Source organism: Actinoallomurus sp. NPDC052308 (assembly GCF_040679195.1).
GTDB lineage: Bacteria > Actinomycetota > Actinomycetes > Streptosporangiales > Streptosporangiaceae > Actinoallomurus > Actinoallomurus liliacearum.
In genome coordinates, this window is record NZ_JBFAUM010000017.1 from 12,186 (window position 1) to 38,560 (window position 26,375).

A 26,375-nucleotide genomic window follows, 5' to 3' on the forward strand; every position below is an offset into this window, starting at 1 on the left:
TAGAAGATGGCGTCGATGGGAACCGGCCGTGCCGGCCCAGGCCGGCACGGTGGGAGAGTCCCAGCCTCCGGTCGATCACCGGCCGGACGCGTGTGCTCCTCGGCGGCCGGCGGTGGTGTCCCTGCGGGTCACGGTCAGGTAGCCGACGAACCCGAAGATGATCAACGCCAGGACGAGGCTGACCGGACCGGTGCCCAGGGCGAGGCCGCCTCGGCCGCGCGATACGCCCAGCCAGTCGGCGAACGACGCGCCGAGCGGCCGGGTGAGGACGTAGGCGACCCAGAAGGCGGCGATCGCGTTCATCCCGAGCAGTCCGTAGGCCAGGGCCGGAACGGCGATCAGGACGGCGAACATCACGCCCGAGGCGAGGTAGCCGAGATGGAGCGTGACCGCGGTCATGTCGCCCGTGGCGGTGCCGAGCGCGAACGTGGTCATGACCGTGGCCCAGTAGAACAGCTCACGCCGCGCCGTCACGATGCTGTGGATCGACAGCGTCCGCTCGCTCGCGTACCAGATCGCGAAGATCGTGGCGAGGGCGACGACGAAGAACGCGGTGGAGATGACGTACGGAACGCCGAGGGCGACGTGCAGCACATCGGCGGCCATCGTGCCGAACACGCTCACCAGGACGATGGCCGTCCAGTAGATCCAGGCGACATAGCGCCGGACGTAGAACTGCAGCGCCAGCGAGGCCGCGAGGACGATGCCCGCCCCGGCCACCGCGACGATCGGATCGAGGCGATGGGCCAGGTAGTCGGAGGTCGTCTCGCCCATCCCGGTGGTCAGGACCTTGACGATCCAGAAGTAGGCCGTCACCTCCGGGACCTTGCTCATCGTCCGCCGGCTGACGGCGTGGGGGTTGTTTCGCAGTTGACTCGTCGCCATGTGGCTCGTCGACCTTGTCCTCTCGTGTTCTCATCCGGTGGGGTGGTCAGGTGGGCCGCAGCAGTCCGGTCTGGTAGGCGAGTACGACGGCCTGGACGCGGTCGCGGAGACCCAGCTTGGGAAGAATGCGGCTGACGTGCGTCTTCACGGTCGCCTCGGAGAGTCCGAGCGACACCGCGATCTCGGCGTTGGACAGGCCCCTGGCCATCTCGATCAGCACCTCGCGCTCCCGGTCGGTGAGCCGGGCGAGACGCGGGTCGCCGGCCGGGCCCGGCCGCGCGGGGTTCTGGCGGGTGAACGTCTCGATGAGCAGCCGGGTGAGGCGGGGCGCGACGACGCCGTCGCCCGCGGCGACCGTGCGGATGCCCGCGATCAGCTCGGCGGGCTGGACGTTCTTGAGCAGGAAACCGGCGGCGCCCGCGTGAAGCGCGGCGAAGGCGTACTCGTCCAGGTCGAACGTCGTGAGGATGAGGACCCGCGAGGCAGCGTGGTCACGGGCGATCCGCTCGGTGGCCTCCAGACCGTCCATGCCCGGCATCCGGACGTCCATCAGCACGACGTCGGGGGCGACCGAGGCCACCTCGGCGAGGGCCTCGGCGCCGTCGCCGGCCTCGCCGACGACGGTGATGTCGGGTTGCGTCTCCAGTACCAGCCGGAACCCCATGCGCAGCAGGGGCTGGTCGTCGACGAGCAGGACGTTGATCACCGGGTGACCTCCAGCTGGGACGGCTCGAAGCGGGCGTGCACCCGCCAGCCGCCATCGGGCAACGGGCCGGCCGTGAGCCGGCCGCCGTAGACCGCGACGCGTTCGCGCATCCCGGCGATGCCGTGTCCGGCGCGCCGCCGGCCGGCCGGAACGGCGGCGTCCGGCCGCCCGTCATCGGTGACATCGACGTCCACCTGCTCCGGGGCGTACTCGATCCGAACCCGTGCCGTGGTGCCGGGAGGGGTGTGCTTCCGGACGTTCGTGAGCGCCTCCTGGACGAGGCGGTAGATGGTGAGTTCGGCCCCGGAGGCCATCGCGGGCGGCCGCCCGGCCACCACGAACTCCACCGGCAGCCCCGCGGTGCGTACCTCGGTGAGCAACGCGTCGAGCTGACTCAGACCGGGCTGCGGACGTCTCAGCCGAGCGGCCGGCTCGTCCTGGCGGAGCACCTCGAGGACGCGCTGCATCTCCGCGATGGCCTGGCGCCCGATCTCCGACGCCTTGGACACGGCGTCGGCGGCCCGCTCCGGCGCGGTCGGCAGGGTGTAGGCGGCGCCGTCCGTGAGGGCGACCATGACCGAGAGGCTGTGGGTGACGATGTCGTGGACGTCGCGGGCGATCCGGGCGCGTTCTTCGGCGGCGACGATCTGGGCCTGCTGGTCGCGTTCCTTCTCAAGGCGGGCGGCGCGATCCTCCAGCGACGCCAGGTATGCGCGGCGCGTGCGCATGTTCAGCCCGATCACGGCGGCGGCGGTGGTCATCCCGGACAGCAGGACGAACGCCTTCCACAGGTGAACCCGCGGAACCCACTGGTCGGTGGCCATGGCGACGCCGAGTTCCACGACGCCCGCGGCCACGAGCAGCCGGCGCAGCGTCGAGTGGGCCGCCACCGAGTACAACGCGATCAGCACGGCGAGGTCTCCGGTCGGCAGGAGCACCCCGCCGAGCCACTGAACGAACGCGAGCGCCGCGACCACGGCGAAGGCGGTGAACGGTGCGCGCCGCCGCCAGGCGAGCGGGATGAGCAACGCGACCTGCAGGACCCAGCCGAGCAGCACGTGCCCTGGCGGATCCTTGATCAGATGAGGCGTCCCGATCAGGAGCAGCGCGAGGGCGAACGCGCCGTCGACCACGGTGGGATGCCCACCGGTGAGCGCACGGACGCGAGGGCCCCAGCGCGCCACGAGCGCGCCGGGGCCGACCTCGGGTGAGTCGGTCATCGAGGGTCAGGCGTCCCTGCGCTTGAGCAGGTACGCGGCGACCGCCATCGCGATGACGGTGTAGAGGACGAAGACGCCGAAGCCCGTCCACGGGCCGAGCGATCCGGGGTCGGGCGCGTTGGTGAGCAGGTCGCCGCCGGCGTTGCTCGGCAGGTACGGCGTGATGTGCTTACCCCAGGACGTGAGGTTGAGGACCTCGCCCAGGACCGGCAGGACCAGCAGGATCCCGAACAGCGCGGCGATCGCTCCGGCGGTGCTGCGGATGATGGCGCCGAGCGCGGTGCCGAGGAGTCCGACGACCGTGAGGTAGAGCCCCACCCCGGTGACGATCCGCAGTGCCTGCGGCGAGGACAGCGTGGCCTGGACGTGCTGGGAGGACAGGATCGCCTGGCCGCCGAGGAAGGTCACGAAGGACACGATCTCCATCAGGACCAGGACGACCACGCTGAACACTGCGGCCTTGGCCCACAGCACGGGAAGCCTGCCGGGGACGGCGGACAGCGTGGCGCGGATCATCCCGGTGGAATATTCACCGGTGATCACCATGACGCCGAGCACGCCGACCGCGAGCTGAGCGATCACGTACGGGCGCAGCGGCACGGTCACCGCCATGGTCGCGGCGTCGTGGAGGGGACGGGCGTGGTCGCCGACGCGGCTGGCGAAGCCCCAGCTGAAGAGCAGACCGAGGCCGATGGTCGCGGCGATCGCGGCGAACAGCGACCAGAAGGTGGAGCGCAGGGTCCTGAGCTTGATCCACTCGGAATTCAGCACCCGGACCTGGGTGACCTTGCCAGGCTGAACGGTCGCGGTGGTGGCGGTCGTCATGCCGCGGACCTCTCTGTGCTGCGGGCGGGCGCCCGGTACTCGACGGAGTCGCCGGTCAGCTCCATGAACGCCTCTTCCAGCGAGGCCTGTTGCGGAGCCAGTTCGAACAGCGTGACGCCGTCGTCCGAGGCGATCTGGCCGATCTGGTCGCTGGTCAGCCCGCTGACGAGCAGGGTGCCCTCCTCGGTGTTCGACACCGTGACGTCCGGGCCCGCCAGCAGGTCCCGCAGCCGGGCGGCCTGGGGGGAACGGACCTTGACGCGGCCCGTCGAGGCGCGCTCGATGAAGTCGGCGACGGAGGTGTCGGCGATGAGCCGGCCACGGCCGATGACGATGAGGTGCTCGGCGGTCAGCGCCATCTCGCTCATGAGGTGGGAGGAGACGAAGACCGCCCGCCCTTCGGCGGCCAGGTGCTTGAGCAGGTTGCGGATCCACAGGATTCCCTCGGGGTCCAGCCCGTTGACCGGCTCGTCGAGGATCAGCGTCTTCGGATCTCCCAGCAGCGCCGACGCGATGCCGAGGCGCTGGCCCATGCCGAGGGAGAAGCCCCCGGCGCGTTTGCGGGCGACCTCCCGCAGTCCGACCAGGTCGATGACCTCGTCGACCCGGCGGCGCGGGATGCCGGTGGTCGCGGCCAGCGCGAGCAGGTGGTTGTAGGCGGTCCGGCCGGTGTGGATGGCCTTCGCCTCCAGCAGCGCGCCGACCTCGTGCAGCGGCGCCGCGTGGTCGGCGTACGAACGGCCGTTCACGGTCACCGAACCCGAGGTCGGCCGGTCCAGGCCGAGGATCATGCGCATCGTCGTGGACTTGCCCGCGCCATTGGGCCCCAGGAATCCGGTGACCACCCCCGGTCGGACGGTGAACGACAGGTCGTTCACCGCGGTCTTCTCGCCGTAGCGCTTGGTCAGGCCCTTGGCCTCGATCATCATCGTTCCTTCGGAAGAGTCGGCGGCGTTTCGAGGAGAAACGGTAGGGCCCGCGCCTGGCCGGATCGTCGCCCCTGCGGAGGAATCCGGCAGGTCACGAGAGTCCACCGCCCGATGTACGGCTACATCCCGGGATGGACGGCCGCGCCGCCTCACATCGGTCGACCGGCGGCCTGGCCGGTGCGGCGGCGCCGCCGGACGAAGACGATCACGCCGACGATGACGGCCACCGCCACGATCCCGGCGATGGCGTACGACGGGCCGTGGAAGGCGTCGGCGACACGCTGCCAGTTCCGCCCGACCGCGTATCCGGCGATACCGAGCGCGGCCGTCCACGGGATGCAGCCGGCCAGCGTGTAGACGCCGAACCGGCCCGGTGGCATGACTGCGAAGCCGGCCGGCAGGGAGATGAAGGTGCGAACCACGGGCAGCAGCCGGCCGAAGAAGACCGCCTTGCCGCCGTACCGGTCGAACCAGCGGGTGGCGCGGTCGATGTCCTCCTCCTTGAGCCAGACGTACCGGCCCCAGCGGCGCAACGCCGCCTGACCGCCATACCGCCCCACGGCCCAGGCGACGTAGCTTCCGGCGACGTTCCCCAGGGTTCCGCTGACGATCATCAGGGTGAGATCCGGGCTCGACCCGGGGACGGCCCCGGCCGCCAGAGCCCCGGCGAACAGCATGATCAGCTCGGACGGCACCGGAACGCAGGCGGATTCGGCCGCCATCAGGAGGAAGACGGCGGCGTATCCGAAGGTGGCGATGAAGTGCTGCATTGCCCTCGTTTCCGGTCGATCACGTGGATCGGCTGGTTGCTTACGATCCAATTACTATCGAGATCGTACTATCGCAATAGTAGTTGATGTTCGAGATGAAGGTGGTGGACCGTTTGCTCCTGGAACCCGATGTAAGCGTCGTTGTGATCGTCTACAACGACGCGGCGCGGCTCCCTCGCGCGGTCCGCTCGGTGCTGCGCCAGTCCCTGCCCGGCGTCGAGGTGATCGTCGTCGACGACGCGAGCACGGACGCGACGCCCGAGGTGGCCAACGTGCTGGCGGCGGCCCATCCGGACCGGATCCGGGTGCTCACCCTCCCGACGAACTCCGGCGGGTGCGGGCGACCGCGCAACGTCGGGATCGAGGCCGCCCGCGGCCGGTACGTGATGTTCCTCGACAGCGACGACACGCTCGACCGGCACGCCTGCCGGAACCTCGTCACGACCGCGGACGAGACCGGCGCCGACCTGGTCTCCGGTCGCTGCGTGCGCGTGCTGCCCGACAAGGAACAGAACTGGTACCCCTGGCTGTACCGGGAGCGCCGGATGTACGACAGCGTCCTGGACAACCCCGATCTGCTGTACGACACCCTGTCGACCAACAAGTGCTACCGCCGCGAGTTCCTCGACCGGGCCGACCTGTGGTTCGTGGACCGGCTGCACTATGAGGACCTGCTGTTCAGCGCGCAGGCGTACATCGCCGCGCGGAAGATCGTCACCATCCCGCAACGGGTCTACAACTGGTTCGTGATCCCGCGCGGAGAGACGCTGTCGATCACCAACCGCCGCGCGGAGCTGCGCAACTTCGCCGACCGGTTGGAGATCCACCGCCGGATCGACGCGGTGTTCCACGCGCACGGGGCCGATGAGCTCGCCAGGTTGAAGAACGTCAAGTTCGTCAACCACGACCTGCTGCTCTACCTGCGCGAACTGCGCAGCCGCGACCCGGAGTACCGCCAGGCGTTCCTCGAACTTGCCCGGTCCTATCTCGCCGGGATCGACCCCGAGGTCTTCTCCGACTGCAACCAACTGTCCGCCATCGGCGCCTACCTCATCCGGTGCGGCGACATCGAGGCCGCCGTCGCGGCGGCCGACTACGCCTCGAAGAGAGGCCGGAAACCCGTCCTGTCCACCGAACCGGTCGAGCGTGACGGGCGGATCTACTGGACCGGCGACCACCTGGGGACCGAGCTGGGCCGCCGTGTCCTGGACGTCACGGACCTGGGCATCCACTCGGTTCCGCTGGACAGGCTGAACCTGGGCGGCCGGGTCACCGAGATGCGGCCGGCCGGGCGAGACCTCCACCTCGCCGGCACGGTCGTCAACCCGCTGGGCCGCCTCGACGGCGCCACGGAGCCGTCCGGCACGCTGGAGATCCGCGACCGCCACCGGAAGTCCCGCGCCTTTCGCGTCCCGGTGACCGTCCGGAACGAGAGCGGTCGCATCCGATGGGAGACGTCGTTCGCGCCGGCCCGCAGGATCCGCCCGTTCGGCCTGGTCGACCAGACCTGGGGGCTGTGGCTGCGGCTGAGGTTCGGCGACGACGACGTCAGCGTGCGGCTCACCTCCGAGGGGAGCGCCCACGACGGCGTGGCCGTGCCCGTACGGCCGCGGCTGACCCGCATGGCCGGCGACCACCTGGAGGCCTACGTCGCCGAGTCCGGTGAGCTGGCCCTCCGCATCGTCGGCAACGGGTGGCCCGCGCTGCTGACCCTGCCCGCGCTGCGCCGGGCAGCCCGCACCACACTGGGACGGCGCTGGTGGCAGCGGCTTCTGAATCTCGAACGAACGCTGCTCCGCAAGCTGACCGGCCGCAAGACGAAGATCGCCGTCTTCAACCGGTTCCTCGTCCGGCTCCCGGTCAGGAAGGGGACGATCGTCTTCGAGAGCCACCTCGGCGCCCAGTACTCCGACAACCCCAAGTACATCCACCGGGCCCTCCGCGAGTGGGGTGCGCCCTACCAGGCCATCTGGTCGTACCGCGGCTCCAGGCGAGGCTTTCCCACCGACGCCCGGCTGGTCGAGCGCGGCTCGTGGGCCTACTACCGGGCCCTGGCCCGCGCCGAGTACTGGATCGACAACCAGGGCTTCCCCGCCGGGCTGACCAAACGACCGGAGACGACCTACATCCAGACGTGGCACGGCTCGGCTTTCAAGCGGATGGGCTTCGACGAGCCGACGGTCAAGCAGGGCACCCGCGCCGAGCACGAACGGCTGGCCGCGATGATCGGCCGCTTCGACCACTTCGTCGTTCGCTCCGAGCATGACGTGCGCACCCTCGTGAAGGGACTCGGCGTCACGGCCGACCTGCTGCGGATCGGATATCCGCGCAACGACGCGCTGGTCACCGGGGGCGACCCCGAGGAACAGGCGGCGCTGCGCCGTCGGCTCGGCCTTGAGGACGACGAGCGCACCATCGTGCTGTACGCGCCGACCTTCCGGACCGACGAGAACGGCCGGCCGGCCGAGCGCTTCGAGATCCCGTTCGACCCGCAGCGCTTCGCGCGCGAGTTCGGCGAATCCCACGTCCTGCTGATCCGCGCGCACTACCTCAGCCGGGCCGTCGTGCCCCCGGCCCTTCGCGGCACCGTGATCGACGTCGGCGGCGAGCACGACGTCACCACGCTGATGCTGCTGGCCGACGCCCTGATCACCGACTACTCGTCCGTCATGTTCGACTATGCCCTGCTGGAGCGACCGATGATCTTTTACACGCCCGACGGCGAGGAGTACGTCACCCGGCAGCGCGGCGCGTACTTCGACCTCGCGGAGCACGCGCCGGGCCCGGTGGTCGAGGACGAGGACGGGTTGCTCGCCGCGGTCGCGGACCTCGACGGCGCTCGCCGGGACTACGCCGAGCGCCGCCGCCGCTTCGCCGAGGAGTTCGGCGAGTACGACACGGGGACCGCCGGGAAGTCGATCGTCGAGCGCTTCTTCACCGGAGGCGACCGTGGCTGAGACCCGCGACATCTTCCTCGTCTGCAACAACGTGGAGGAGCTCGGCGGCCTGCAACGCTGGGCGCACGACATCGGCCGGCTGTTCGCCGCCCGCGGTCACCGCGTGCACCTGGTGGGCATCACGCACGCCGACCGCCCGCACGACTACGGCCGCGACCTGCCGTACACCGTCACGGTCCTGCACGAACGGCAGCCGGCGCCGGCGCGCGGACCGCTCGGCGACCGCCTGCGGACGCTGCGCCATCGCCGGATGGTCCGGCGCGGCGCCGCGCGCCTCAGCGCGCTGTTCCGTACGGCGCGCTCCGGGGGAGTGGTCATCGCGGCGCAGGTCTGGGCGATGGAATGGGTGGCCCGCGCCGACACCGCGGGCATGCCGGTGATCGGCATGAGCCACGAGTCGTACGAGGCGACTCGCCGGTCCTCGCGGTACGAGCGGGTGAAACGCCACTTCGCCGACGCCGACCTCCTGCTCGCGCTCACCGACGCCGACGCCGACGCGTGGGCCTTCGACGGCATGTCGAACGCCGCCGCGATGCCGAACCCGCTGCACGTGACACCACGAACCGTCTCTCCGCGCACCGAGCCGGTCGTCGTACGCCACGGTCGCCTCTCGTTCGAGAAGGGCCAGGACATGCTGCTGGAGTCCTGGGCCGAGGTCGCGTCGCGCCATCCGTCCTGGCGGCTGCGGCTGTACGGCTCCGGTCCCGAGGACGCGGCGCTGCGCGAACAGGCCGCCGGACTCGGCCTGTCCGGCAGCGTGGAGTTCGCCGGTCCGACCTCCGACATCGAGAGCGCCCTGACCGGCGCGTCGATCTTCGCGTTGTCCTCCCGGGAGGAGGGCTTCCCGATGTCGATCATCGAGGCGATGGCGTACGGGCTGCCCACCGTCGCCTTCGACTGCGCGCCTGGTGTGAGTGAACTCCTCACCGACGGCCGCGACGGCCTGATCGTCTCGCCGGGGAACACCGCCGAGTTCGCCGCCGCGCTGGATCGGCTGATCCGCGACGCCGGCCTGCGCGACTCGCTGGCCGAGGCGGCCCGGGAATCCGTCCGGAGGTACGAGCCCGACGCCATTCTCGATCGCTGGGAGCGGCAGTTCGCCCTCGTCGCCGGCGGGAAGGACCGCGCCGTGCCGCCCCGGGCGGTGGCGGCACGGTGACCCGGAGCAGCGCCGGGTTCCCGGTCGCCGGCGTTCTGGCGTTCGGCGCCGCGGTCGCCGCCTACGCGACGATCGTGTCGGCCCATCCCCACGACCTGTGGCTGATGTCGGACCTGCGGGTCTACCGCTGGGGTGGTCTGCTCGCCCGGCACTCCGACCGCCTGTACGACGCGAGGATCGACGGGTTCGCGTTCACGTACGCACCGATCGCCGCGGTGATCTTCGCCGGCCTGTCGGTACTCCCGATGGCCGCGCTGCGGTGGCTGATGACACTGGCCGGCCTGGTGTCGCTCGTGGCGTCCGTCTGGTTCGCCTGGCGGACGCTCGGCCACCGCCGCGGCCCGGTGGCGCTCGGCGCGGTGCTCCTGGTCGCCGCGGCGGCGCTGTGGACCGAACCGGTGCAGAAGACGTTGTGGTTCGGCCAGGTCAACCTGATCCTGATGGCGCTCGTCCTGGCCGACCTGCGGCAGGGCGACGGCCGCCGGTGGAAGGGCGTCGGGATCGGCCTGGCGACGGGCGTCAAGTTCACACCCGGCATCTTCATCGCCTACCTGGTCCTCACCCGCCGGTACCGCGCCGCCGCCGTCGCGACGGCCACGTGCCTGCTCACGGTCGCCGTCGGCTTCGCGGTCCTCCCGCACGAGTCGTGGGAGTTCTGGGGGAGGCGGCTGTTCATGGCGCCCGACCGCGTGGGACCGGTCGACTGGGTGGGCAACCAGTCGCTGGACGGCGCGCTGGTCAGGTGCCTGGGCGGCGAGCAGGTGGCCCGACCGTACTGGCTCATCGCGTCCCTGGTGGTCGGGGTGTGCGGACTGGCGCTGGCGGCGGGGGAGAGCCGGCGCGGCCGGGAGCTCAACGGGATCGTGACGTGCGCGCTGACGGGCCTGCTCGTCTCGCCGATCTCCTGGTCGCACCACTGGGTGTGGATCGTTCCCGCGCTGGCCCTCGTCGCCCACCGAATGGTCGGACCGCTGCGACGGACGTGGCCGTGGATCGTCGGCGGGGTGGTGCTCGAGGCCCTCTTCGGGGCGTGGTTCCACGCGGTGTCCGGGCTGCCCGCGCTGCCGCAGGGCCTGATCCGTACCGTCCCGTTCGGAGCGCACCGGGAGGACCGCTGGCACGGGACCCAGCTCGTGATCGGGAACCTTTACGTCCTGGTGGCCTCGGTGGTCCTGGTGGCGCTCCTGGTCCTGGCCGTGCGCCGCCGGTCGGCCGCTGTTCGTGTTCCGGTCGCCTGAGCCCGGCCGACGCTTTTGCCGTACCGGTGGGACACGGGGGACAGAGCCGGGAAACGCTTTGCGTTCGCGTTCATAGGCTCCCGCCATGCCCGGTGACCAGGCGGCCGAGCCGCCCAGATGATGAGACGTGTGCTCGTGACGGCCGTCGCGGCGCTGGCGGCCGGGTGTGCGTCGGACGCGGTCCGGCAGCGTCCTCCCCAAGCGCCGCCACCACCGGTGGCCGCGCCCCGCGGGACCCGGCCCGACGTCTATGCCCACGATCGGCCCGGCATGCTCAGTCCGGTCGTGCGCGGGTTCCCCGCGCGCGTGTACGTGCCCGACAGCCGGAGCGATGACGTCATCGTCTTCGACCAGCGCACCTTCAAGAGGGTCGGACGGTTCCGGGTCGGGCGGACCCCGCAGCACGTGGTGCCGTCCTGGGACCTGAAGACGCTTTGGGTCAACGACAACGACTCGGGCGACCTGGTGCCGATCGATCCGCGCACCGGCCGGCCCGGTCGGCCGGTACCGGTCCAGGACCCGTACAACCTGTACTTCACCCCGGACGGCAGGTTCGCGATCGTCATGGCGGAGCGGCTGCAGCGGATCGACTTCCTGGACGCCCGTACGATGCGGCCGGTGCACCGGGTGAACGTGCCGTGCCGGGGCCCGAACCACGCGGACTTCTCCGCCGCCGGTGACTTCTTCCTCACCGCGTGCGAGTTCTCCGGCGACCTCCTCAAGGTCGACACCCGCCGGCAGAAGGTGATCGGCACGCTGCGACTCGGCCGCGGTTCGATGCCTCAGGACGTCAAGCTGGCCCCGGACGGCAGCGTCTTCTACGTCGCCGACATGATGGCCGACGGCGTCTGGGTGATCGACGCCGCGACCTTCCGGAAGATCGGGTTCGTCCGCACCGGCCGGGGCGCGCACGGGCTCTACCCCGACCGTGCCTCGAAGTACCTGTACGTCTCCAATCGGGGTGAAGGGTCGATCTCGCTGCTGTCCTTCGCCGACCGGCGCGTCGCCCGTACGTGGCGGCTGCCCGGAGGCGGTTCGCCGGACATGGGCGGCGTCTCTGCCGACGGAAAGATCCTGTGGCTGTCCGGCCGCTACGACGGCGTGGTCTACGCCATCTCGACCACCGACGGGCGGCTGCTCCGCAGGCTCCCGGTCGGCAAGGGTCCACACGGGCTCTGCGTCTACCCCCAGCCCGGCCGCTACTCCCTCGGTCACACCGGCGTCCTGCGGTGACCGGTCCCGCCGGCCGTTCGGAGCGCTCCGGCCACCGTCGCCACGGGCGGTGGTCCCAGGTCCCGGTGGGTGCCGGGTCGTCGTGAGGGCCGGAATACAGTGGGGCGTATGGCGGCTCCGGAGAGCGACGCGGTCGGCCGGCCGCGGATCGGGGTGTCGAGCTGTCTGCTCGGCGACCCGGTCCGGTTCAACGGCGGGCACAGCCGCTGCCGCTTCCTCACCGACGAGCTCGCCCCTTACGTCGACTGGGTGCCGTTCTGCCCGGAGATGGAGATCGGTCTCGGGACGCCGCGGGAGACGCTGCGGCTGACGGCCGACGATCGGCTGGTCAGCCGGAGCCTGGCCGCCGACCACACCGCCGCGATGGCCGCCCTGCCGTTGGCCTCGGGCCTCGACGGTCAGGTGTTCAAGGCCAAGTCGCCGAGTTGCGGCGTCCGGGGCATCCCGCGGTACGCCGCGGACGGACGGCCCGCCGATCGGCGCGGCCGGGGCGTGTACGCGGCGCGGCTGATCGACGCGGACCCGCTGCTGCCGGTGGAGGACGAGGGCCGGTTGAACGACGCCGGGCTCCGCGAGGCGTTCGTCGAGCGGGTGTTCGCCCGCGCCCGGCTGCGCGCGCTGTTCGACGGCGACTGGCGCCCGCGTGACCTGGTGGCCTTCCACACCCGCCACAAGGTGCAGATCCTCGCGCACGACCCCGCCGGATACCGGCTGATCGGGCGGGTCGTCGCACGGGTCGGCGACCGGCCGCGAGCGGAGATCGAGGCCGCCTACCGTGAGCTGTTCGACACCGCGCTGGCCCGCAAGGCCACGCGGGGGCGCAACGCGAACGCGCTCCAGCACGTGTTCGGCCAGATCAGCGAGGTGCTCGACGCCACACGGCGGCAGGACATCGTCGCGAGCATCGAGGAGTACCGCCTCGGCGGCGCGCCGCTCAGCGTGCCCGTCGCCCTGCTGAGCCATCACGCCCGCGGGGACGGCCTCGCCTGGGCCGCGGACCAGACCTACCTGGCGCCCTTCCCGGCCGCCCTTCGCCTGCGCCATCACCTCTGATCGCCGCCTGGGGCGGCCGAGCGCCGGGAGGACGTGACCGCCTCCCGGAGCCTCCGCCGTCCGCCGCGCTCGCGGCCGAGTTAGTTAGCGGGCATAATGGTTATATGTCTATAACTGATGGCGTCGCCGCTCATAGCGGGACACATCGCCAGGATCCGGGTCGGCGTCGGCGCTGGCTCATCCTGGGGATCTGCTGCATGAGCCTGTTCATCGTCGGGCTGGACAACACGATCGTGAACATCGCGCTGCCGTCCATGCAGCACGATCTGCACGCCTCCGTCTCCGGCCTGCAGTGGGTGATCGACGCCTACACCGTCGTGCTGGCCGCGCTGCTCATGCTCTCCGGCTCCACGGCCGACCGCGTCGGCCGGCGCCGCACCTTCCAGACGGGCCTCGCGCTCTTCACGCTCGGCTCGCTGCTGTGCTCGCTGTCCCCGAGCCTCGGCTGGCTCGTCACCGCCCGCGTCGTGCAGGCCGTCGGCGGCTCGATGATGAACCCGGTGGCCATGTCCATCATCACCAACACGTTCACCGACCCCCGGGAACGCGCGCGGGCCATCGGGGTCTGGGGCGGCGTGGTCGGTCTCAGCATGGCCATGGGCCCGGTGGTGGGCGGCGCGCTGGTCGCCTCGGCCGGCTGGCAGGCGATCTTCTGGATCAACATCCCCGTGGGCCTGCTCGCGATCGTCCTGTGCGCGCTGTTCGTGCCGGAGTCGCGCGCGCCGCGCGCCCGCCCGCTGGACCCGATCGGCCAGCTCCTGATCTGCGCGCTGCTCGCCGGCCTCACCTACGGGGTCATCGAGGCGCCGTCCGCCGGCTGGGCCTCCGCGCAGACCCTGTGCTGCCTCCTCGGCGCCGCCCTCGCCCTGGCCTGCCTCCTGCCGTACGAGCTGCGGCGTGCCGAACCGCTGATCAACCCGCGGTTCTTCCGGAGCGCCCCGTTCGCGGGAGCGACGGTCATCGCGATCTGCGGCTTCGCCGCGCTGGGCGGCTTCCTGTTCCTCAACACGCTCTACCTGCAGGACGCGCTCGGCCACACCGCGCTCCACGCCGGACTGCTCACCCTGCCGATGGCCGGGCTGACGGCGGTCTGCGCGCCACTGTCCGGGCGGATCGTGGGCAACGCGGGCCCGCGGCTGCCTCTGGTCGTCGCCGGCGCGGCCATCACGCTGAGCGCCCTGATGCTGACCGGCCTCACCGCGCACACCCCACTCTGGCGGCTCATGGTGGCGTACGTGCTGTTCGGCCTCGGCTTCGGCATGCTCAACGCGCCGATCACCAACACCGCCGTCTCCGGGATGCCGCGCACGCAGGCGGGTGTCGCCGCCGCGGTCGCGTCCACCAGCCGGCAGATCGGCCAGTCGCTCGGTGTCGCCGTCATCGGCTCTCTGGCCATGTCCGCCGTGCACGGGTCGCTGCGCACCGGGTTTCCGACCGCCAGCCACGTCGGCTGGTGGGTCGCCGTCGGATGCGGCGCCGTGATCCTTCTCCTCGGTATCATCACCACCGGTCGCTGGGCCAGGCGGACCGCCGAGCGTACGGCCGAGCGACTCATCCACGGCTCGACCGAAACGGCGGAGACCGCATGAGCGAGCGCGACACCACGTCCGGTGCCCTGGACGCCGGTCCCGGGGCCGTGCGCGACGCGGTCGCCCCGGCCGCCGCCGACCCGGACGCGGTCGCCCGGGTCTGGGCGGCGATGTGCTCGCTCGTCCTCAAGCAGGAGGACCGGCGCAAGGAGGTCGCCGAGACCCTCGGCATGAGCTTCTTTCGCGCGAAGGCGCTGCGCCGGCTGCTGCCCGGTCCGCTGACCATGCGTGAGCTGACCAGCAGGCTGGCCACCGAGAAGCCGTACACCACGCTGGTCGTCGACGATCTGGAGCGGCGCGGCTTCGTCGAGCGCAGTGTCCATCCGGACGACCGCCGCTGCAAGATCGTCACTCTCACGCCGGCCGGGGTGGCAGCGGCCGAGCAGGCCGAACGCATCCTGGCCCGGCCGCCGCGCTCGCTCCTCGCCCTCGCCCCCGAGGACCTGGCGGCCCTCGACCGGATCATGGCTGCGCTCCGGTCCCCGCAGGGTTGAGAGAGGACGTCATTCCGCCGCGTGCGCGGGGCTCTTCTCGAGGCGTCCGGGGTGGCGGTGCCGCCAGGTCCAGAAGACGGCGCAGGACACGAGCGACCAGCCCGCCAGGACGAGGAACGGGAACGCGTGCTGGTGGTGGGGGAAGTAGATCGCCGTGTGCTGGGCGTTGACCGACGCGCCGGGCGGAAGCCAGCGGCCGATGGTGCCGAGAGGGGAGGGGAGGAGGGCCCAGGAGACCGCGCCTCCCGAAGACGGGTTGCCGAGCAGGACCATCAGGCTCCACGTGGGCAGCATCGCCCAGCGCCCGAACAAGGTCCTGAACATCGTGAAGACCATGCCGCAGGTGAACATCGTGAACGACAGGATCAGCCAGGACTGGACGAAGGGCAGGCGTAGGGCGTCCAGGAGCCAGGTCACGATCGCCACGATGACGAACCCGCCGAGCAGCGAGTACGCCGCCGTGAAGCCGATCCGCTCGAGCGGCGTCAGCGCCTCCGCGTGCACGCTGAGCTGGACGGCGCCGACGAACCCGAGGATCACGGCGGCGATCGAGATGTAGAACACGGCCAGCCCATGCGGATCGCCGCGCTGCAGCGGCTTGATGTCCCGTACGGTGACGGAGACGCCCGTGGCCCGGCCCACTTCCGGTGTCGTCTGCGCCAGCAACTGGGCCACCGAGGCCCCCGAGGCCCCGGCCACGTCCACGGTGACCTCCCGGCCGGAGTCGCGGAACTCGAAGATCGCGAAGACCCTCTGGGCGTCCACCGCGTCGACGGCCGCCGCCCGGCTCTCGTACGGGTAGATCTTGACCGAGGCGTTCAGCGCCTTCTCCAGCCCGGTGATGAACGCCTTGGCCGCCGCCGGCCGGTGGTTCCCCACGATCGCCGCCGGGACCGAGTGCGGCGTGGGGTTGGCCATGGAGTAGGTGTACGAGCCCGCGAACAGCCCGGCGGCGGCCGAGATGATGAACATCAGCACGATCGCGGGCAGGAATGGTGACCGTTTGAAAGCCGCCCAGCGTTCCGCGCGGGTGGGCGGCCTGCCGTGCGCGCCGTGGACCGGCGTCTCGGACATGCCACCACGCTAATCAGCGGATGCCGGCGGGGATGTCTTGGGGGCGCTCCCCGCAGGGTGGGGGCTTGGTGGCTGTGAACCCTTGGAACAGGCACTTCAGGGGGCTTGGCCGTTGCCCTCGGAGTGTCCAGACGGGCTCAGGCGGTCGGTCAGGAAGGCGAGGATCTCGTCCCTGGCCTTCAGGGTGGGATGACCGTCCTCGTCGATGAGGTGGGCGGTGACGACGCTGTGGGGGGTCTCGACCACGTCTCGAAAGAACGGGGGCGGGTCGGTGTTGGCGGAACCGCCCGAGAGGACACGGCCGTCGAAGGCGTCGCCGAGGAGTGTCCGGTAGGCGGCGAAGCGCCGGCCGGTGCACCAGCGGTCGTCGTCGAAGCGGTAGGCGAGAACCTTCAGTCCATCGCGCGCGACGCGCTCTTGGACCGCGCGCGCGTCCTCGTCGCTGATCTCCAGCCCGGCGGGGTCGTCCAGCGGCAATGACGGGTGGTTGACCACTGGCGCGATGACGGCCGGCTCGAGCGCCATGGTGAGGGCGAAGTTGCCCGTGAAACACAGTCCGATCGCGCCGACTCCCGGACCGCCGCGTTCGGCGTGGGCCTGGCGCGCAAGTCCACGGAGCCACGCCGTGACAGGGCTGGTGCCGCCCCCGGCGAACGCTCGGAACTCGGCGCTGACACACGCACGGCGGACGACCTCCCTGCCACCCTCGGCCGTCGGATAGGCGCCGTCGACCCCGAAGAGTGAGGGGACGTAGACGGCGAAGCCCGCATCCCGCACCCATCGCGCCAGCCGAAGGACGTCAGGGCTGATGCCAGGCATCTCCGGCATCAGCACGACGGCCGGCCCGCAACCCGCGGCGTAGACCGTCTTCACCACCCCGTCCACCTCCACGAGCCGGCGGGAGAAGTCCGTGATCGCGTCGTCAAGGCGTTCGTTCGCAGCGCTCATGGGGACAGCGTGGACCGATGTGCGCGTACCAGGCGATAGGCCAGACCGCCATGCATGGGGGTAATCTCGCCAACGGCATGGTGGCGAGGAGGCGGGCGTGAGCGCACTGCGGGTCGGTGTCCTGGCCTATCCGGGCTGCTTCGCGTCCGAGGTGTTCGGCGTGCCCGATCTGTTGACGATGGCCACGCGCGTGGCCGGCCCGGACCGCGCCGGATATGAGGTGTCGATCGTTTCGCCTCGTCGTCGCGTCGCCGCATCGGGCGGTTCGGCGCTGGCCATCTGTGCGCCGCGCGAGGTCGACGTCCTTGTCGTGCCCGGGTTCGAGCTCGCGCCGGGCCTCGACCTGGACGCCCGGCTCGCCGCCCTCGCCCTTGAAGTCGCCGTGATCCGCTCACACGCGGCCACGGGCAACGTCGTCGTCTCGATCTGTGTCGGCGCGTTCCTGCTCGCCGAGGCCGGACTGCTCAACGGGCGCCAGGCCACCACGGCATGGCTTTTCGCCGACGAATTGGCCCGACGCTGCCCGGACGCCGATGTCCGGCCCGAACGTCTGGTCGTCACCGACAAGGGCGTGACGACGACGGCGGCCTTCAGCGCCATGTACGACTTCGCGCTGGAACTGATCCGCGAACACAGCGGTGCCGGCGTGGCACGGACGACCGCGCGGGTGGCGCTCGTCGACGACGCGCGGTCATCCCAGACTCCCTACGTCGACGCACGACTTCTTCCGCGGCCCGGAAACGAGTTCTCCCGCAGGGTCATGCGCCGACTCGACCAGAACCTCGCCGCCCGGTACGACCTGGCCGCGTTGTCGGAGACGTTCAATGTCAGCACCCGGACGCTGCTGCGGCGCTTCGCCGATGAGACCGGCCAGAGCCCGCTGGAGTACCTGCAGTCGTCGCGGGTCCGTCGCGCCCGCCACCTCCTTGAGACCACGGATCGAACCGTCGCCGGCATCCGCACCGCGGTCGGGTACAAGGACGCCGGAACCTTCGCTGCTCTCTTCGCGAAGCACACCGGACGACGCCCAGGGGACTACCGCGCGACCTTCCGGCGTGGCACCGGCCGATGACGGCCTCCCCCGGATGACAGGTGGGCGGGCCGGGGGAGCGGCGTCGCCGCCAGGTCGGTGACGGTAGGAGCCGTTCGAACTCGGCGCGGAGACGCGATCCCCCGGCGCGCTTACGGCTGGGGCGTATCTGCCGAATCCCGCTCGCTACGAACGGGATTCGTCGGACACGTCCTAGCGGCGCGACGGCAGGACGACGACGGCGTCGCCGACGGGACGCTGGCCGGTGGCGTCCGAAGGCGAGTTGATCATCTGGCCGCCGACGACCATCGTCGACGAGCCGCCGCCGTCGAGGTTCATCGCCTGGACCGCGCCGAGGCTCTTCATCACCTGCCCCGTCTCGGCGATGGACAGGCCCTGGCTGAGGGACGCCTGCCGGCCGTCCGCCTCGGCGAGCAGAAGCCGTCCGCGCCGATCCGTGCCGATCATGGTGCGAGGATTACGGCGCAGTACCCAGCCGTAGTAGAACGACGGGTCATCCGGGTGAACCAGCCCGTCGGCCTGCGGGGCGATGGCGACCCTGCCGTCGGTGACCAGCTGCGGCCCGCCGTTGACGACCGAGTCGTTCGGCCCGAAGCGCACCGTCCGGCCGCCGGGGCCGGTGATCTGGGTGCGGAGGCGCAGCCGGTGCCCGACGACCGCGTGCTCGCCGAGCCAGGACGCCTCGGTGCCGATCGCCTCGATCACCTGACCGCCGGCGGGCACCGACGTCGTGGTGCGCGGGCCGGCCGACACGACCGTGCCGTGTGCGTCCAGTACGGCCTCGGTGCCGGGCCCGGTCGGCAGCGGCCCGCCGAACTCCGGCGTGAACACCGCCATCTCGTTCGGGTCCGTGCAGGTGACGTCGTGCCGGGGCAGTGACGTCGGGCTGTCCTCCGCGTCGCCGCCGCAGTCACGGATCACTCCGGGCGTGCGGTTGAGTCCCTCGACCCGGTGCGTACGGCCGTGTTCGTCGACGAGGTCGATGCCGGTCCACAGCTTCTTGAGCTCGACCCGGCGGCCGCCGTCCCGCAGGATCGCCGCCACCCGGCCGTTGGTCGCGTCGTGCAGCAGCCTGCCGTGTTCCACGACGATGCCGGCCGTGTCGCCGGGCACCCCGTCGTTCTCGGAGATGACGAAGAACCCGCCGTTCACGGCGGCGAGGGCTCCGGTGTCCTGGGCGATCTGGGTGGTCGTCCGGCGGCCCGCGAGCGTGGCGTCGTGCGACTCGGCGACGCTGCCGCGGAACCGGTGGAAGTCGATGGTCAGGGCGCGGACGACCCAGGGCCCGGTGGTCGAGTCGCCGTCGAAGCCGGTGTAGACCACCGACGGCTTGAAGCGCGCCGCCTTCAGTTGCTTGGCGGCGGCGTTCGCGGCGTCCTGGGTGGCGTACCGGCCGACCCGTACCCGGTAGCCGATCACGCCCGCCTTGACGTCGGCGAACGCGGGCGTGGACACCGGCTGCGCCTGGCCGGTCCAGCCGGCCGCCGTGAGCTGGGCGACGACCGCGTCGGCCGCCGTGTGCGTTCCCAGCACCGCCGTGACGGCGTCCGGGTCGGGTGACGGCGGAACGTCGGAGGAGGTGGGGATGCCGACCTCGATGGTCCAGTAGTCGTCGGGCGACACCCGGCCGCGCGTGATGGTCGTGAGGGTGACGCCCGGGGCGACGTCCTGGGTGGTTCGGGTCTCCGCCAGACCGGCGGGACCGAGCGGCAGCGAACCCGGATTCGTCGCGGACCGGCCGGTCTCCGCGAGCGCGGGGGCCGTACCGGGGGTGGCCGCGCGCGCCGCCGTTCCAGTCGTCGACAACAGCGTGAGGGCCGCGGCACCCGCGAGCCACCCCCGCCGAACTCCCTGCTTCACGACGCCTCCTCGGTGCCGGTGGTCCCGGCTGGACGATCACCTGATGTTGATCAATGGCGTCGGCATCCTACGGAACGCTGGATCGCTCCAGAAGACCTTGAAAGTGGCCGAATGCCGAATTCGATGCGTTGGCGGGGCACTCGGGTCTCTGATACACAGAGCTGTCTTTTCAAGGGCGGCATACGAGCCGGAGGTGGCCTTGAGGCCATTGCGGGCATCCGATCCGCGCATGGTCGGGCACTACCGGATGCTCGCCGAACTGGCCCGAACGGCGGCATCCTGGCCGCCGCGAGCTACGACAAGACCGCCCGACTGTGGAACGTCTCCGGCCTACGGTGAGGAGAGGCGTCCGCGTACGGCGGCGCTAGCATGGCTTTTGGCGGACTTATCGCGACAGATCGACCGAAAAGGTCGATCGGCGTACGCCGGTAGGCGACCATCCCATCGGACGAAGAGAGCATGAGCGTCACCCGCACCACACCATCGCCGAGGCTGCCCGCGCCGGATCCCGCCGTCCTGGCGGCGGTCGAGGCCGCGGTACCGGGGATCACCCGTTCGCGTGCGAGTGACCGGCTCGGCATGGCGCACGACGCGTCGCACTATCTGCTGACCCCGCAGGCGGTCCTCGTGCCGCGCAGCGCCGAGCAGGTCGGCGCGCTGATGCGCGCCGGTCTGCCGCTGACGTTCCGGTCCGGCGGCACCAGCCTGAGCGGGCAGGCGGTCACGGACCACCTGCTGGTGGACACCCGGCGGCACTTCCGCGGCATCGAGGTGCTCGACGGCGGCTCTCGCGTCCGGGTGCAGCCGGGCGCCGTGCTGCGGCAGGTCAACGCCAGGCTCGCCCCCCACGGCCGCAGGCTGGGGCCCGACCCGGCCAGTGAGGCGGCCTGCACGATCGGCGGGGTCGTCGCCAACAACTCCAGCGGTATGACCTGCGGCACCCACGCCAACACCTACGAGACCCTCGAGTCGATGGTCCTCGTGCTGCCCAGCGGGACCGTCCTCGACACCGGCGCGCCCGACGCCGACGCCCGCCTGCGTGCCCTCGAACCCGACCTGGCGGCGGGCCTGGAACGCCTGCGGGACCGGATCCGCGGCAACCCGGAGTCGGTGCGCCGAATCAAGGCTCAGTTCGCGCTGAAGAACACCATGGGCTACGGGCTGAACAGCTTCCTCGACCACGACTCGCCCGCGCAGATCCTCGCGCACCTCGTCATCGGCAGCGAGGGCACCCTCGCCTTCGTGGCCGAGGCGGTCCTGCGCACGGTGCCGGCGCACCGCCTGGCCGCGACCGGCCTGCTCGTCTTTCCCACGCTGCGGACGGCGATGGCCGCGGTGCCCGAGATCGTCGCGGTGCACCCGGCCGCCGTCGAGCTGCTGGACGCCGAGTCCCTGCTCGTCGCTCAGGAGGATCCCAAGGCCGAGGACGTCCTGCGCACGCTGACCGTGGAGGACCACGCGGCGCTGCTGGTGGAGTGGCAGGAGTCGGACCCCGAGCTCCTTGCCGACCGCGAACGCGCGGCCGAGCGGTTGTTCGCCGCGTTCGACCTGGCCGCTCCGGCGCGGCTCAGCGGGGACGCCCGGGGCCGGGCGGCGCTCTGGCACATCCGCAAGGGCCTGTACGCCTCCGTCGCCGGCGCCCGACCCAGCGGCATGACGGCGCTGCTGGAGGACGTCGCCGTCCCCGTCCCCGCCCTCGCCGACCTCTGCGACGACCTCGCGGAGCTGTTCGCCAAGTACCGCTACGAACGCAGCGTCGTCTTCGGGCACGCCAAGGACGGCAACCTGCACTTCATGCTGAACGAGCACTTCGGCACGGACCTGCGGCGCTACGCGGACTTCACCGAGGACATGGTCGACGCCGTCCTCGGCCGTGGCGGCACGCTCAAGGCCGAACACGGCACCGGCCGGGTCATGGCCCCCTTCGTGCGGCGCCAGTACGGCGACGAGCTCTACGCGGTGATGCGGGAGGTCAAGCGGCTGTGCGACCCCGGCGACACGCTGAACCCGGGGGTCGTGCTGACCGACGACCCGCAGGCCCACCTGCGGGACCTCAAGTCCGTCGTCACCGTCGAACCCGAGGTCGACCGGTGCGTCGAGTGCGGCTACTGCGAACCCGTCTGCCCCAGCCGCGACCTCACCACGACGCCGCGCCAGCGCATCGTGCTGCGCCGTGAGCTGGCCGCCGCCCGGGCCGCCGGCGACGGAGACCTGGCCCGGCGGCTGGAGCGGGAGTACGAGTACGACGCCGTCGAGACCTGCGCCGTGGACGGCATGTGCGCTACCGCCTGCCCCGTACTGATCAACACCGGCGACCTCACCAAGCGGCTGCGCGGTCAGAGCCACGGCCGCGTCGCCCAGGCCGGCTGGAAGACCGCCGCCGACCACTGGGGGACGGTGACGCGGGCGATGGAGAAGGCGCTCGACGTCGCGGCCGCGGCACCGCCCGGGGCCGTCGAGGCGGCCGCCCGGGCGGCCCGCAGGATCGGCGACCCGGACACCGTCCCGGAGTGGAGCCGCGACCTGCCGAGCGGAGGCTCGCCCCGCCGGCCCGCGCCCGCGCCGGACGCGGACGCCGTCTACGTGCCCTCCTGCCTGAACACCCTGTTCGCCCCCGCCGAAGGCGGCCCCGGCGTCATGGCCGCGGTGCTGCGCCTCAGTGAACGGGCGGGCCTGCGGCTGCGCGTGCCCGAGAACATCGCGAACCTCTGCTGCGGCACTCCGTGGTCGTCCAAGGGCTTCACCAAGGGGTACGAGGTCATGCGCCGCAAGGTGCGCGAGTCCCTGCTCGCCGCCACAGACGGCGGCCGGATCCCGGTGATCAGCGACGCCGCGTCCTGCACGGAGGGGTTCCGCCGGCTCGCCGCCGCGGCCGGGCCGGCCGTCGAAGTGCTGGACGCGGTGAGCTTCGTGGCGCAGCGCGTCCTGCCCCGGCTGCCCGCGGCCCGGCGCCTGCCCTCGCTGGCCCTGCACCCGACCTGCTCCTCGACCCGGCTCGGCCTTGAGGGGGACATCACCCGCATCGCCGAGGCGGTCGCCGAAGAGGTCGTCGTGCCCGAGGGCTGGCAGTGCTGCGGCTTCGCCGGCGACCGCGGCATGCTCCACCCGGAGCTGACCGCCTCGGCGACCCGCGCGGAGGCGGAGTCGGTCGCCCGCGGCGACTTCGCCGCCCACGCCTCGGTCAACCGGACCTGCGAGATCGGCCTGACCCGCGCGACCGGCGAGACCTACCACCACCTGCTCGAACTCCTCGACCAGGGCACCGTCTGACCGGGCCGTCCCGGCCGCCGACACGGCTCGGCGCGCTCGGTGGGAGGACCATCCTGATCACCTCGGGTCGGCGCCGACGCACCCGCGGTGACGGGCCGGGAATACCCAGGGTGACTCCTGCCGTTGTAAACGTCATCTCTGGATGACATCCCCCCGCCCCGCGTACCGGACGTCCCCTCCTTCCCTTGGCGTCACCGATCACAGCGGGCGGCCCTTCACAGGAGTTCTTCCCCTCATGGAGATTCACACCGATGCCCTCGTCGTGGGCGGAGGTCTGGGCGGCGTCGCCGCCGCGCTCGCACTCGCCAAGGCCGGCTCCTCGGTCGTCCTGACCGAGGAGTACGACTGGCTCGGCGGTCAGCTGACCAGCCAGGCCGTACCCCCGGACGAGCACAGCTGGGTCGAGCGCTTCGGCGTCACGGCCACCTATCGCGCGCTGCGTGACGGGATCCGCGACCACTACCGCGACCACTACCCGCTGACCGGGTCGGCCCACGCGTGGGACGAGCTCAACCCCGGCGCCGGCTGGGTCAGCCGGCTCTGCCACGAGCCCCGCGTCGCCGTGGCCGTCATCGAGGCCATGCTCGCCCCCTACCGCGGCTCCGGCCGGCTGCGCGTGCTGCAGCCGTACCGGCCGATTGGGGCGGACACCGAGGGCGACCTCGTCACCGCGGTGACCTTCGCGCACCGCGACACCGGCGCGCGGGCGACCGTGTCCGCCGAGTACGTCCTGGACGCCACCGAGACCGGTGAGCTGCTGCCGCTGACCGGCACGGAGTATGTCACAGGCTTCGAATCGCAGGCGGACACCGGCGAGCCCAGCGCTCCGGCGGAGGCCCAGCCGCAGAACATGCAGGCCATCTCGGTCTGCTTCGCCATGGACCACGTGCCCGGCGACCACACGATCGAACGGCCGAAGACCTACGACTACTGGCGCGCGTACCAGCCGGACTTCTGGGGCGACCGCCTGCTGTCGTGGCGGGCGCCGATCCCGCGCACGCTGGAGCCGGTCGAGCGGACCTTCACGCCGAACCCCGAGGGCGACCCGATGGCCGTCCTGGGCGACCAGCAGCGCTTCGGCGGCGACCTGGACCTGTGGTCGTTCCGCCGGATCGCCGCGCGGGGCCTGTTCGCGGACGGCGCCTACGCCAGCGACATCACGCTGGTGAACTGGCCGATGATCGACTACTTCGACGGTTCGATCATCGACGTGCCGGACGCCGACCGGCACGTGGAGGCCGCGCGGGAGCTGTCGCGGTCGGCGCTGTACTGGATGCAGACCGAGGCGCCGCGGCCGGACGGCGGCACCGGATACCCGGGGCTGCGGCTGCGCGGCGACGTCACCGGTGGCGCCGACGGCCTCGCCCAGGCCCCCTACATCCGGGAGTCGCGCCGGATCCGCGCGCTGTACACCGTGCCCGAGCAGGACCTGTCCCTGGCCGTACGCGGCGACAAGGGCGCGGTCCGGTACGAGGACTCGGTCGGCGTCGGCATGTACCGGATCGACCTGCACCCCTCGACCGGCGGCGACAACTACATCGACGTGGGCTGTTCGCCGTTCGAGATTCCGCTGGGCGCCCTGATCCCCCGGCGGATGCGCAACCTCGTGGCCGCGGCCAAGAACGTCGGCACCACGCACATCAGCAACGGCGCGTACCGCCTGCACCCCGTCGAGTGGAACATCGGCGAGGCGGCGGGCACCCTCGCGGCGTTCTGCATGGAGCGGTCCGCGACGCCGTACGCCGTCCGCGAGAAGGCGGACCTGCTGTCCGACTACCAGGAACGGCTCGTCCGGTCCGGGGTGGAGCTGCACTGGCCGGACGGGGTGCACGGCTACTGAGCCGCCATGATCCAGGGGGCGTCCGGCAATGGGGCCGGACGCCCCCTATCGCGCGTCCGGGCCGGGCCCGGCCGTCCTCAGGCGGACGCGGTCCCAGGAGTTGTTGGCGTAGCCCTTCGGATTCCAGACCGCGGCGGGGGATTCCGGCTGCGTCGCGCCGGTGGAGTCCCAGGCCCGCGCGGTGACGACCGTCTCACCGGCCGGCAGATCGACGGTGAGGCGCCAGTGCTGCCACGCCCAGGGGCTCGGCGGCGCGTCCAGTTCGGCCTGGGCCCAGGTGTGGCCCCCGTCGAGGGAGACGTCCAGCCGGGCCACGGTCCGGTCCTCGCCGGCGTACGCGTAACCGGTGATCTCCGTCGGCCCCGGCGGCAGCGGCGTGCCGCCGTCGGGCGCAAGGATGGCGCAGTTGACGGCGACCGGGCCGAGTGAGATGCCCGTGCCCGGAGCGGTCCGGTCGGGGTCCGCATCCGGCGGCAGGACGCGGTAGGCGACGGCCTGGAAGTAGTTGTCCGACGGTTCGGCCTGCGCGGTGACGCGCTCCAGCCACTTGACGCTGCGCGCGCCGATCCATCCGGGGACGATCACCCGCAGCGGGGCGCCGTGCGCCTCGGGCAGGGGCCGGCCGTTCATCCCCCAGGCCAGGAGGACCTCGCCGGAGATCGCCTTGGCCAGCGGGACGGAGCCGCCGAAGGGCTGTGGCGGATCGACGAGCCGCGAGACGTCGGGTGCGGCGAAGGCGACGTGCCGGGCGCCGGACCGCGTGCCGGCGGCGGCGAGCACGTCGGCCAGGCGTACGCCGGTCCAGCGGGCGGTGGAGGTGGCGCCGGGTCCCCACGGGTCCTCGCCGGGGATGTCCCGGACCTCGAGCAGGCCCGCCCGGCGGTTGCCCGCGCACTGCACGGTGGCGACGAGCTCACGCTCCTCGAACCGTTCGCGCAGCTCGTTCAGCGACAGTGTCAGAGGCCGGTCCACCAGGCCGTCGACGCGCAGCCGCCAGGCCTCGGCGTCGACGCGGGGGACCGGGCCGTGGTTGCGGCTGTAGAAGCTCTCCGTACCGGTGAGCGTGTGCCGGGCGAGCGCGTGCCGCGGAGGCTCGGCGTTGAACGGTTCGCACCGGTGCACCAGGATGTCGTCCCGCTTCCCCCAGGGCCCCATGCTCGAGCGCTACCCGCGCGGACGGCCTCCACCCCGGCGCCTTCCTTGGGCGGCACCAAGTTCGTGCCCGGAGTTCTTTGCCGAGGCAGAGGCCCGAGTCGGACGGCCACGGATCGGGT

The 26,375-nt window shown here is 71.7% G+C and carries 20 protein-coding genes; 10 read left to right on the top strand and 10 right to left on the bottom strand.

Going from position 1 to position 26,375, the window contains the following annotated elements; genetic code table 11:
• Positions 1-75: 75 nt before the first annotated feature.
• From AB0L00_RS30685 to AB0L00_RS30710, 6 genes are all read right to left on the bottom strand, one after another.
• Positions 76-885, bottom strand: coding sequence for a hypothetical protein (locus AB0L00_RS30685; protein ID WP_364440547.1), 810 nt, complete (start codon positions 883-885; stop codon positions 76-78).
• A 46-nt stretch (positions 886-931) separates the two neighbouring features.
• Entirely contained in the window at positions 932-1,591 is a 660-nt protein-coding gene (locus AB0L00_RS30690; RefSeq protein ID WP_364440548.1) for a response regulator transcription factor, read from the bottom strand.
• Complete coding sequence (locus AB0L00_RS30695) at positions 1,588-2,811, bottom strand: histidine kinase (RefSeq protein ID WP_364440549.1); 1,224 nt, start codon at positions 2,809-2,811, stop codon at positions 1,588-1,590. Before AB0L00_RS30695 ends, AB0L00_RS30690 begins: the two co-directional genes overlap by 4 nt.
• 6 nt (positions 2,812-2,817) lie before the next feature.
• Positions 2,818-3,636 (bottom strand): ABC transporter permease subunit, encoded by an 819-nt coding sequence (locus AB0L00_RS30700; protein ID WP_364440550.1) that lies wholly within the window; start codon positions 3,634-3,636, stop codon positions 2,818-2,820.
• Positions 3,633-4,562 (bottom strand): ABC transporter ATP-binding protein, encoded by a 930-nt coding sequence (locus AB0L00_RS30705; RefSeq protein WP_364440551.1) that lies wholly within the window; start codon positions 4,560-4,562, stop codon positions 3,633-3,635. Before AB0L00_RS30705 ends, AB0L00_RS30700 begins: the two co-directional genes overlap by 4 nt.
• Before the next feature lie 152 nt (positions 4,563-4,714).
• Positions 4,715-5,335 carry a DedA family protein gene (locus AB0L00_RS30710; RefSeq protein ID WP_364440552.1) on the bottom strand — a complete coding sequence of 207 codons (621 nt, stop codon included), beginning with the start codon at positions 5,333-5,335 and terminating at the stop codon, positions 4,715-4,717.
• 86 nt (positions 5,336-5,421) lie between these two features.
• On the opposite strand from AB0L00_RS30710, the gene AB0L00_RS30715 reads away from it, so the two are divergent.
• From AB0L00_RS30715 to AB0L00_RS30745, 7 genes are all read left to right on the top strand, one after another.
• Positions 5,422-8,292, top strand: coding sequence for a CDP-glycerol glycerophosphotransferase family protein (locus AB0L00_RS30715; protein WP_364440553.1), 2,871 nt, complete (start codon positions 5,422-5,424; stop codon positions 8,290-8,292).
• A complete protein-coding gene (locus AB0L00_RS30720; RefSeq protein ID WP_364440554.1) occupies positions 8,285-9,451 on the top strand; it encodes a glycosyltransferase in 1,167 nt (388 codons plus the stop codon). The genes AB0L00_RS30715 and AB0L00_RS30720 overlap by 8 nt, the downstream gene beginning before the upstream one ends.
• On the top strand, positions 9,448-10,689 hold the full coding sequence (locus AB0L00_RS30725; RefSeq protein ID WP_364440555.1) for a glycosyltransferase 87 family protein: 1,242 nt from the start codon (positions 9,448-9,450) through the stop codon (positions 10,687-10,689). The genes AB0L00_RS30720 and AB0L00_RS30725 overlap by 4 nt, the downstream gene beginning before the upstream one ends.
• Before the next feature lie 129 nt (positions 10,690-10,818).
• Entirely contained in the window at positions 10,819-11,922 is a 1,104-nt protein-coding gene (locus AB0L00_RS30730; RefSeq protein ID WP_364440556.1) for a hypothetical protein, read from the top strand.
• A gap of 108 nt (positions 11,923-12,030) precedes the next feature.
• A complete protein-coding gene (locus tag AB0L00_RS30735) occupies positions 12,031-12,975 on the top strand; it encodes a DUF523 and DUF1722 domain-containing protein (protein ID WP_364440557.1) in 945 nt (314 codons plus the stop codon).
• Between the two features lie 104 nt (positions 12,976-13,079).
• Entirely contained in the window at positions 13,080-14,564 is a 1,485-nt protein-coding gene (locus tag AB0L00_RS30740) for an MFS transporter (RefSeq protein WP_364440558.1), read from the top strand.
• Positions 14,561-15,058 carry a MarR family transcriptional regulator gene (locus AB0L00_RS30745; protein ID WP_364440559.1) on the top strand — a complete coding sequence of 166 codons (498 nt, stop codon included), beginning with the start codon at positions 14,561-14,563 and terminating at the stop codon, positions 15,056-15,058. Before AB0L00_RS30740 ends, AB0L00_RS30745 begins: the two co-directional genes overlap by 4 nt.
• A gap of 9 nt (positions 15,059-15,067) precedes the next feature.
• Here the strand turns inward: AB0L00_RS30745 and AB0L00_RS30750 are convergent, their stop codons facing one another.
• Positions 15,068-16,132, bottom strand: a complete 1,065-nt coding sequence (locus AB0L00_RS30750) for an ABC transporter permease (RefSeq protein WP_364440560.1) — start codon at positions 16,130-16,132, stop codon at positions 15,068-15,070.
• A gap of 96 nt (positions 16,133-16,228) precedes the next feature.
• A complete protein-coding gene (locus tag AB0L00_RS30755; RefSeq protein WP_364440561.1) occupies positions 16,229-17,080 on the bottom strand; it encodes a dienelactone hydrolase family protein in 852 nt (283 codons plus the stop codon).
• Between the two features lie 97 nt (positions 17,081-17,177).
• Here AB0L00_RS30755 and AB0L00_RS30760 point away from each other — a divergent pair, with 97 nt between their 5' ends.
• On the top strand, positions 17,178-18,152 hold the full coding sequence (locus tag AB0L00_RS30760) for a helix-turn-helix domain-containing protein (protein ID WP_364440562.1): 975 nt from the start codon (positions 17,178-17,180) through the stop codon (positions 18,150-18,152).
• A 171-nt stretch (positions 18,153-18,323) separates the two neighbouring features.
• On the opposite strand, the gene AB0L00_RS30765 is transcribed toward AB0L00_RS30760, so the two are convergent.
• The gene (locus AB0L00_RS30765; protein WP_364440563.1) at positions 18,324-19,991 is read right to left on the bottom strand and encodes a phosphodiester glycosidase family protein; all 1,668 of its coding nucleotides are present in this window, start codon (positions 19,989-19,991) and stop codon (positions 18,324-18,326) included.
• Positions 19,992-20,450: 459 nt separating this feature from the next.
• On the opposite strand from AB0L00_RS30765, the gene AB0L00_RS30770 reads away from it, so the two are divergent.
• Positions 20,451-23,261: an FAD-binding and (Fe-S)-binding domain-containing protein gene (locus AB0L00_RS30770; protein WP_364440564.1), complete on the top strand. Its 2,811-nt coding sequence runs from the start codon at positions 20,451-20,453 to the stop codon at positions 23,259-23,261.
• A gap of 235 nt (positions 23,262-23,496) precedes the next feature.
• Entirely contained in the window at positions 23,497-25,101 is a 1,605-nt protein-coding gene (locus AB0L00_RS30775) for an FAD-dependent oxidoreductase (RefSeq protein WP_364440565.1), read from the top strand.
• 45 nt (positions 25,102-25,146) lie between these two features.
• Here AB0L00_RS30775 and AB0L00_RS30780 read toward each other — a convergent pair whose 3' ends face one another.
• Positions 25,147-26,256 (bottom strand): sulfite oxidase, encoded by a 1,110-nt coding sequence (locus AB0L00_RS30780; RefSeq protein WP_364440566.1) that lies wholly within the window; start codon positions 26,254-26,256, stop codon positions 25,147-25,149.
• Positions 26,257-26,375 lie beyond the last annotated feature (119 nt).

What these genes read in the sequence shown, in the direction of transcription:
- AB0L00_RS30685 (WP_364440547.1), bottom strand. Translation starts at nt 885, where the DNA reads ATGGCGACGAGTCAACTGCGAAACAACCCCCACGCCGTCAGCCGGCGG.
- AB0L00_RS30695 (WP_364440549.1), bottom strand. Translation starts at nt 2,811, where the DNA reads ATGACCGACTCACCCGAGGTCGGCCCCGGCGCGCTCGTGGCGCGCTGG.
- AB0L00_RS30700 (WP_364440550.1), bottom strand. Translation starts at nt 3,636, where the DNA reads ATGACGACCGCCACCACCGCGACCGTTCAGCCTGGCAAGGTCACCCAG.
- AB0L00_RS30705 (WP_364440551.1), bottom strand. Translation starts at nt 4,562, where the DNA reads ATGATCGAGGCCAAGGGCCTGACCAAGCGCTACGGCGAGAAGACCGCG.
- AB0L00_RS30710 (WP_364440552.1), bottom strand. Translation starts at nt 5,335, where the DNA reads ATGCAGCACTTCATCGCCACCTTCGGATACGCCGCCGTCTTCCTCCTG.
- AB0L00_RS30715 (WP_364440553.1), top strand. Translation starts at nt 5,422, where the DNA reads ATGTTCGAGATGAAGGTGGTGGACCGTTTGCTCCTGGAACCCGATGTA.
- AB0L00_RS30735 (WP_364440557.1), top strand. Translation starts at nt 12,031, where the DNA reads ATGGCGGCTCCGGAGAGCGACGCGGTCGGCCGGCCGCGGATCGGGGTG.
- AB0L00_RS30740 (WP_364440558.1), top strand. Translation starts at nt 13,080, where the DNA reads ATGTCTATAACTGATGGCGTCGCCGCTCATAGCGGGACACATCGCCAG.
- AB0L00_RS30745 (WP_364440559.1), top strand. Translation starts at nt 14,561, where the DNA reads ATGAGCGAGCGCGACACCACGTCCGGTGCCCTGGACGCCGGTCCCGGG.
- AB0L00_RS30750 (WP_364440560.1), bottom strand. Translation starts at nt 16,132, where the DNA reads ATGTCCGAGACGCCGGTCCACGGCGCGCACGGCAGGCCGCCCACCCGC.
- AB0L00_RS30755 (WP_364440561.1), bottom strand. Translation starts at nt 17,080, where the DNA reads ATGAGCGCTGCGAACGAACGCCTTGACGACGCGATCACGGACTTCTCC.
- AB0L00_RS30770 (WP_364440564.1), top strand. Translation starts at nt 20,451, where the DNA reads ATGAGCGTCACCCGCACCACACCATCGCCGAGGCTGCCCGCGCCGGAT.
- AB0L00_RS30775 (WP_364440565.1), top strand. Translation starts at nt 23,497, where the DNA reads ATGGAGATTCACACCGATGCCCTCGTCGTGGGCGGAGGTCTGGGCGGC.
- AB0L00_RS30780 (WP_364440566.1), bottom strand. Translation starts at nt 26,256, where the DNA reads ATGGGGCCCTGGGGGAAGCGGGACGACATCCTGGTGCACCGGTGCGAA.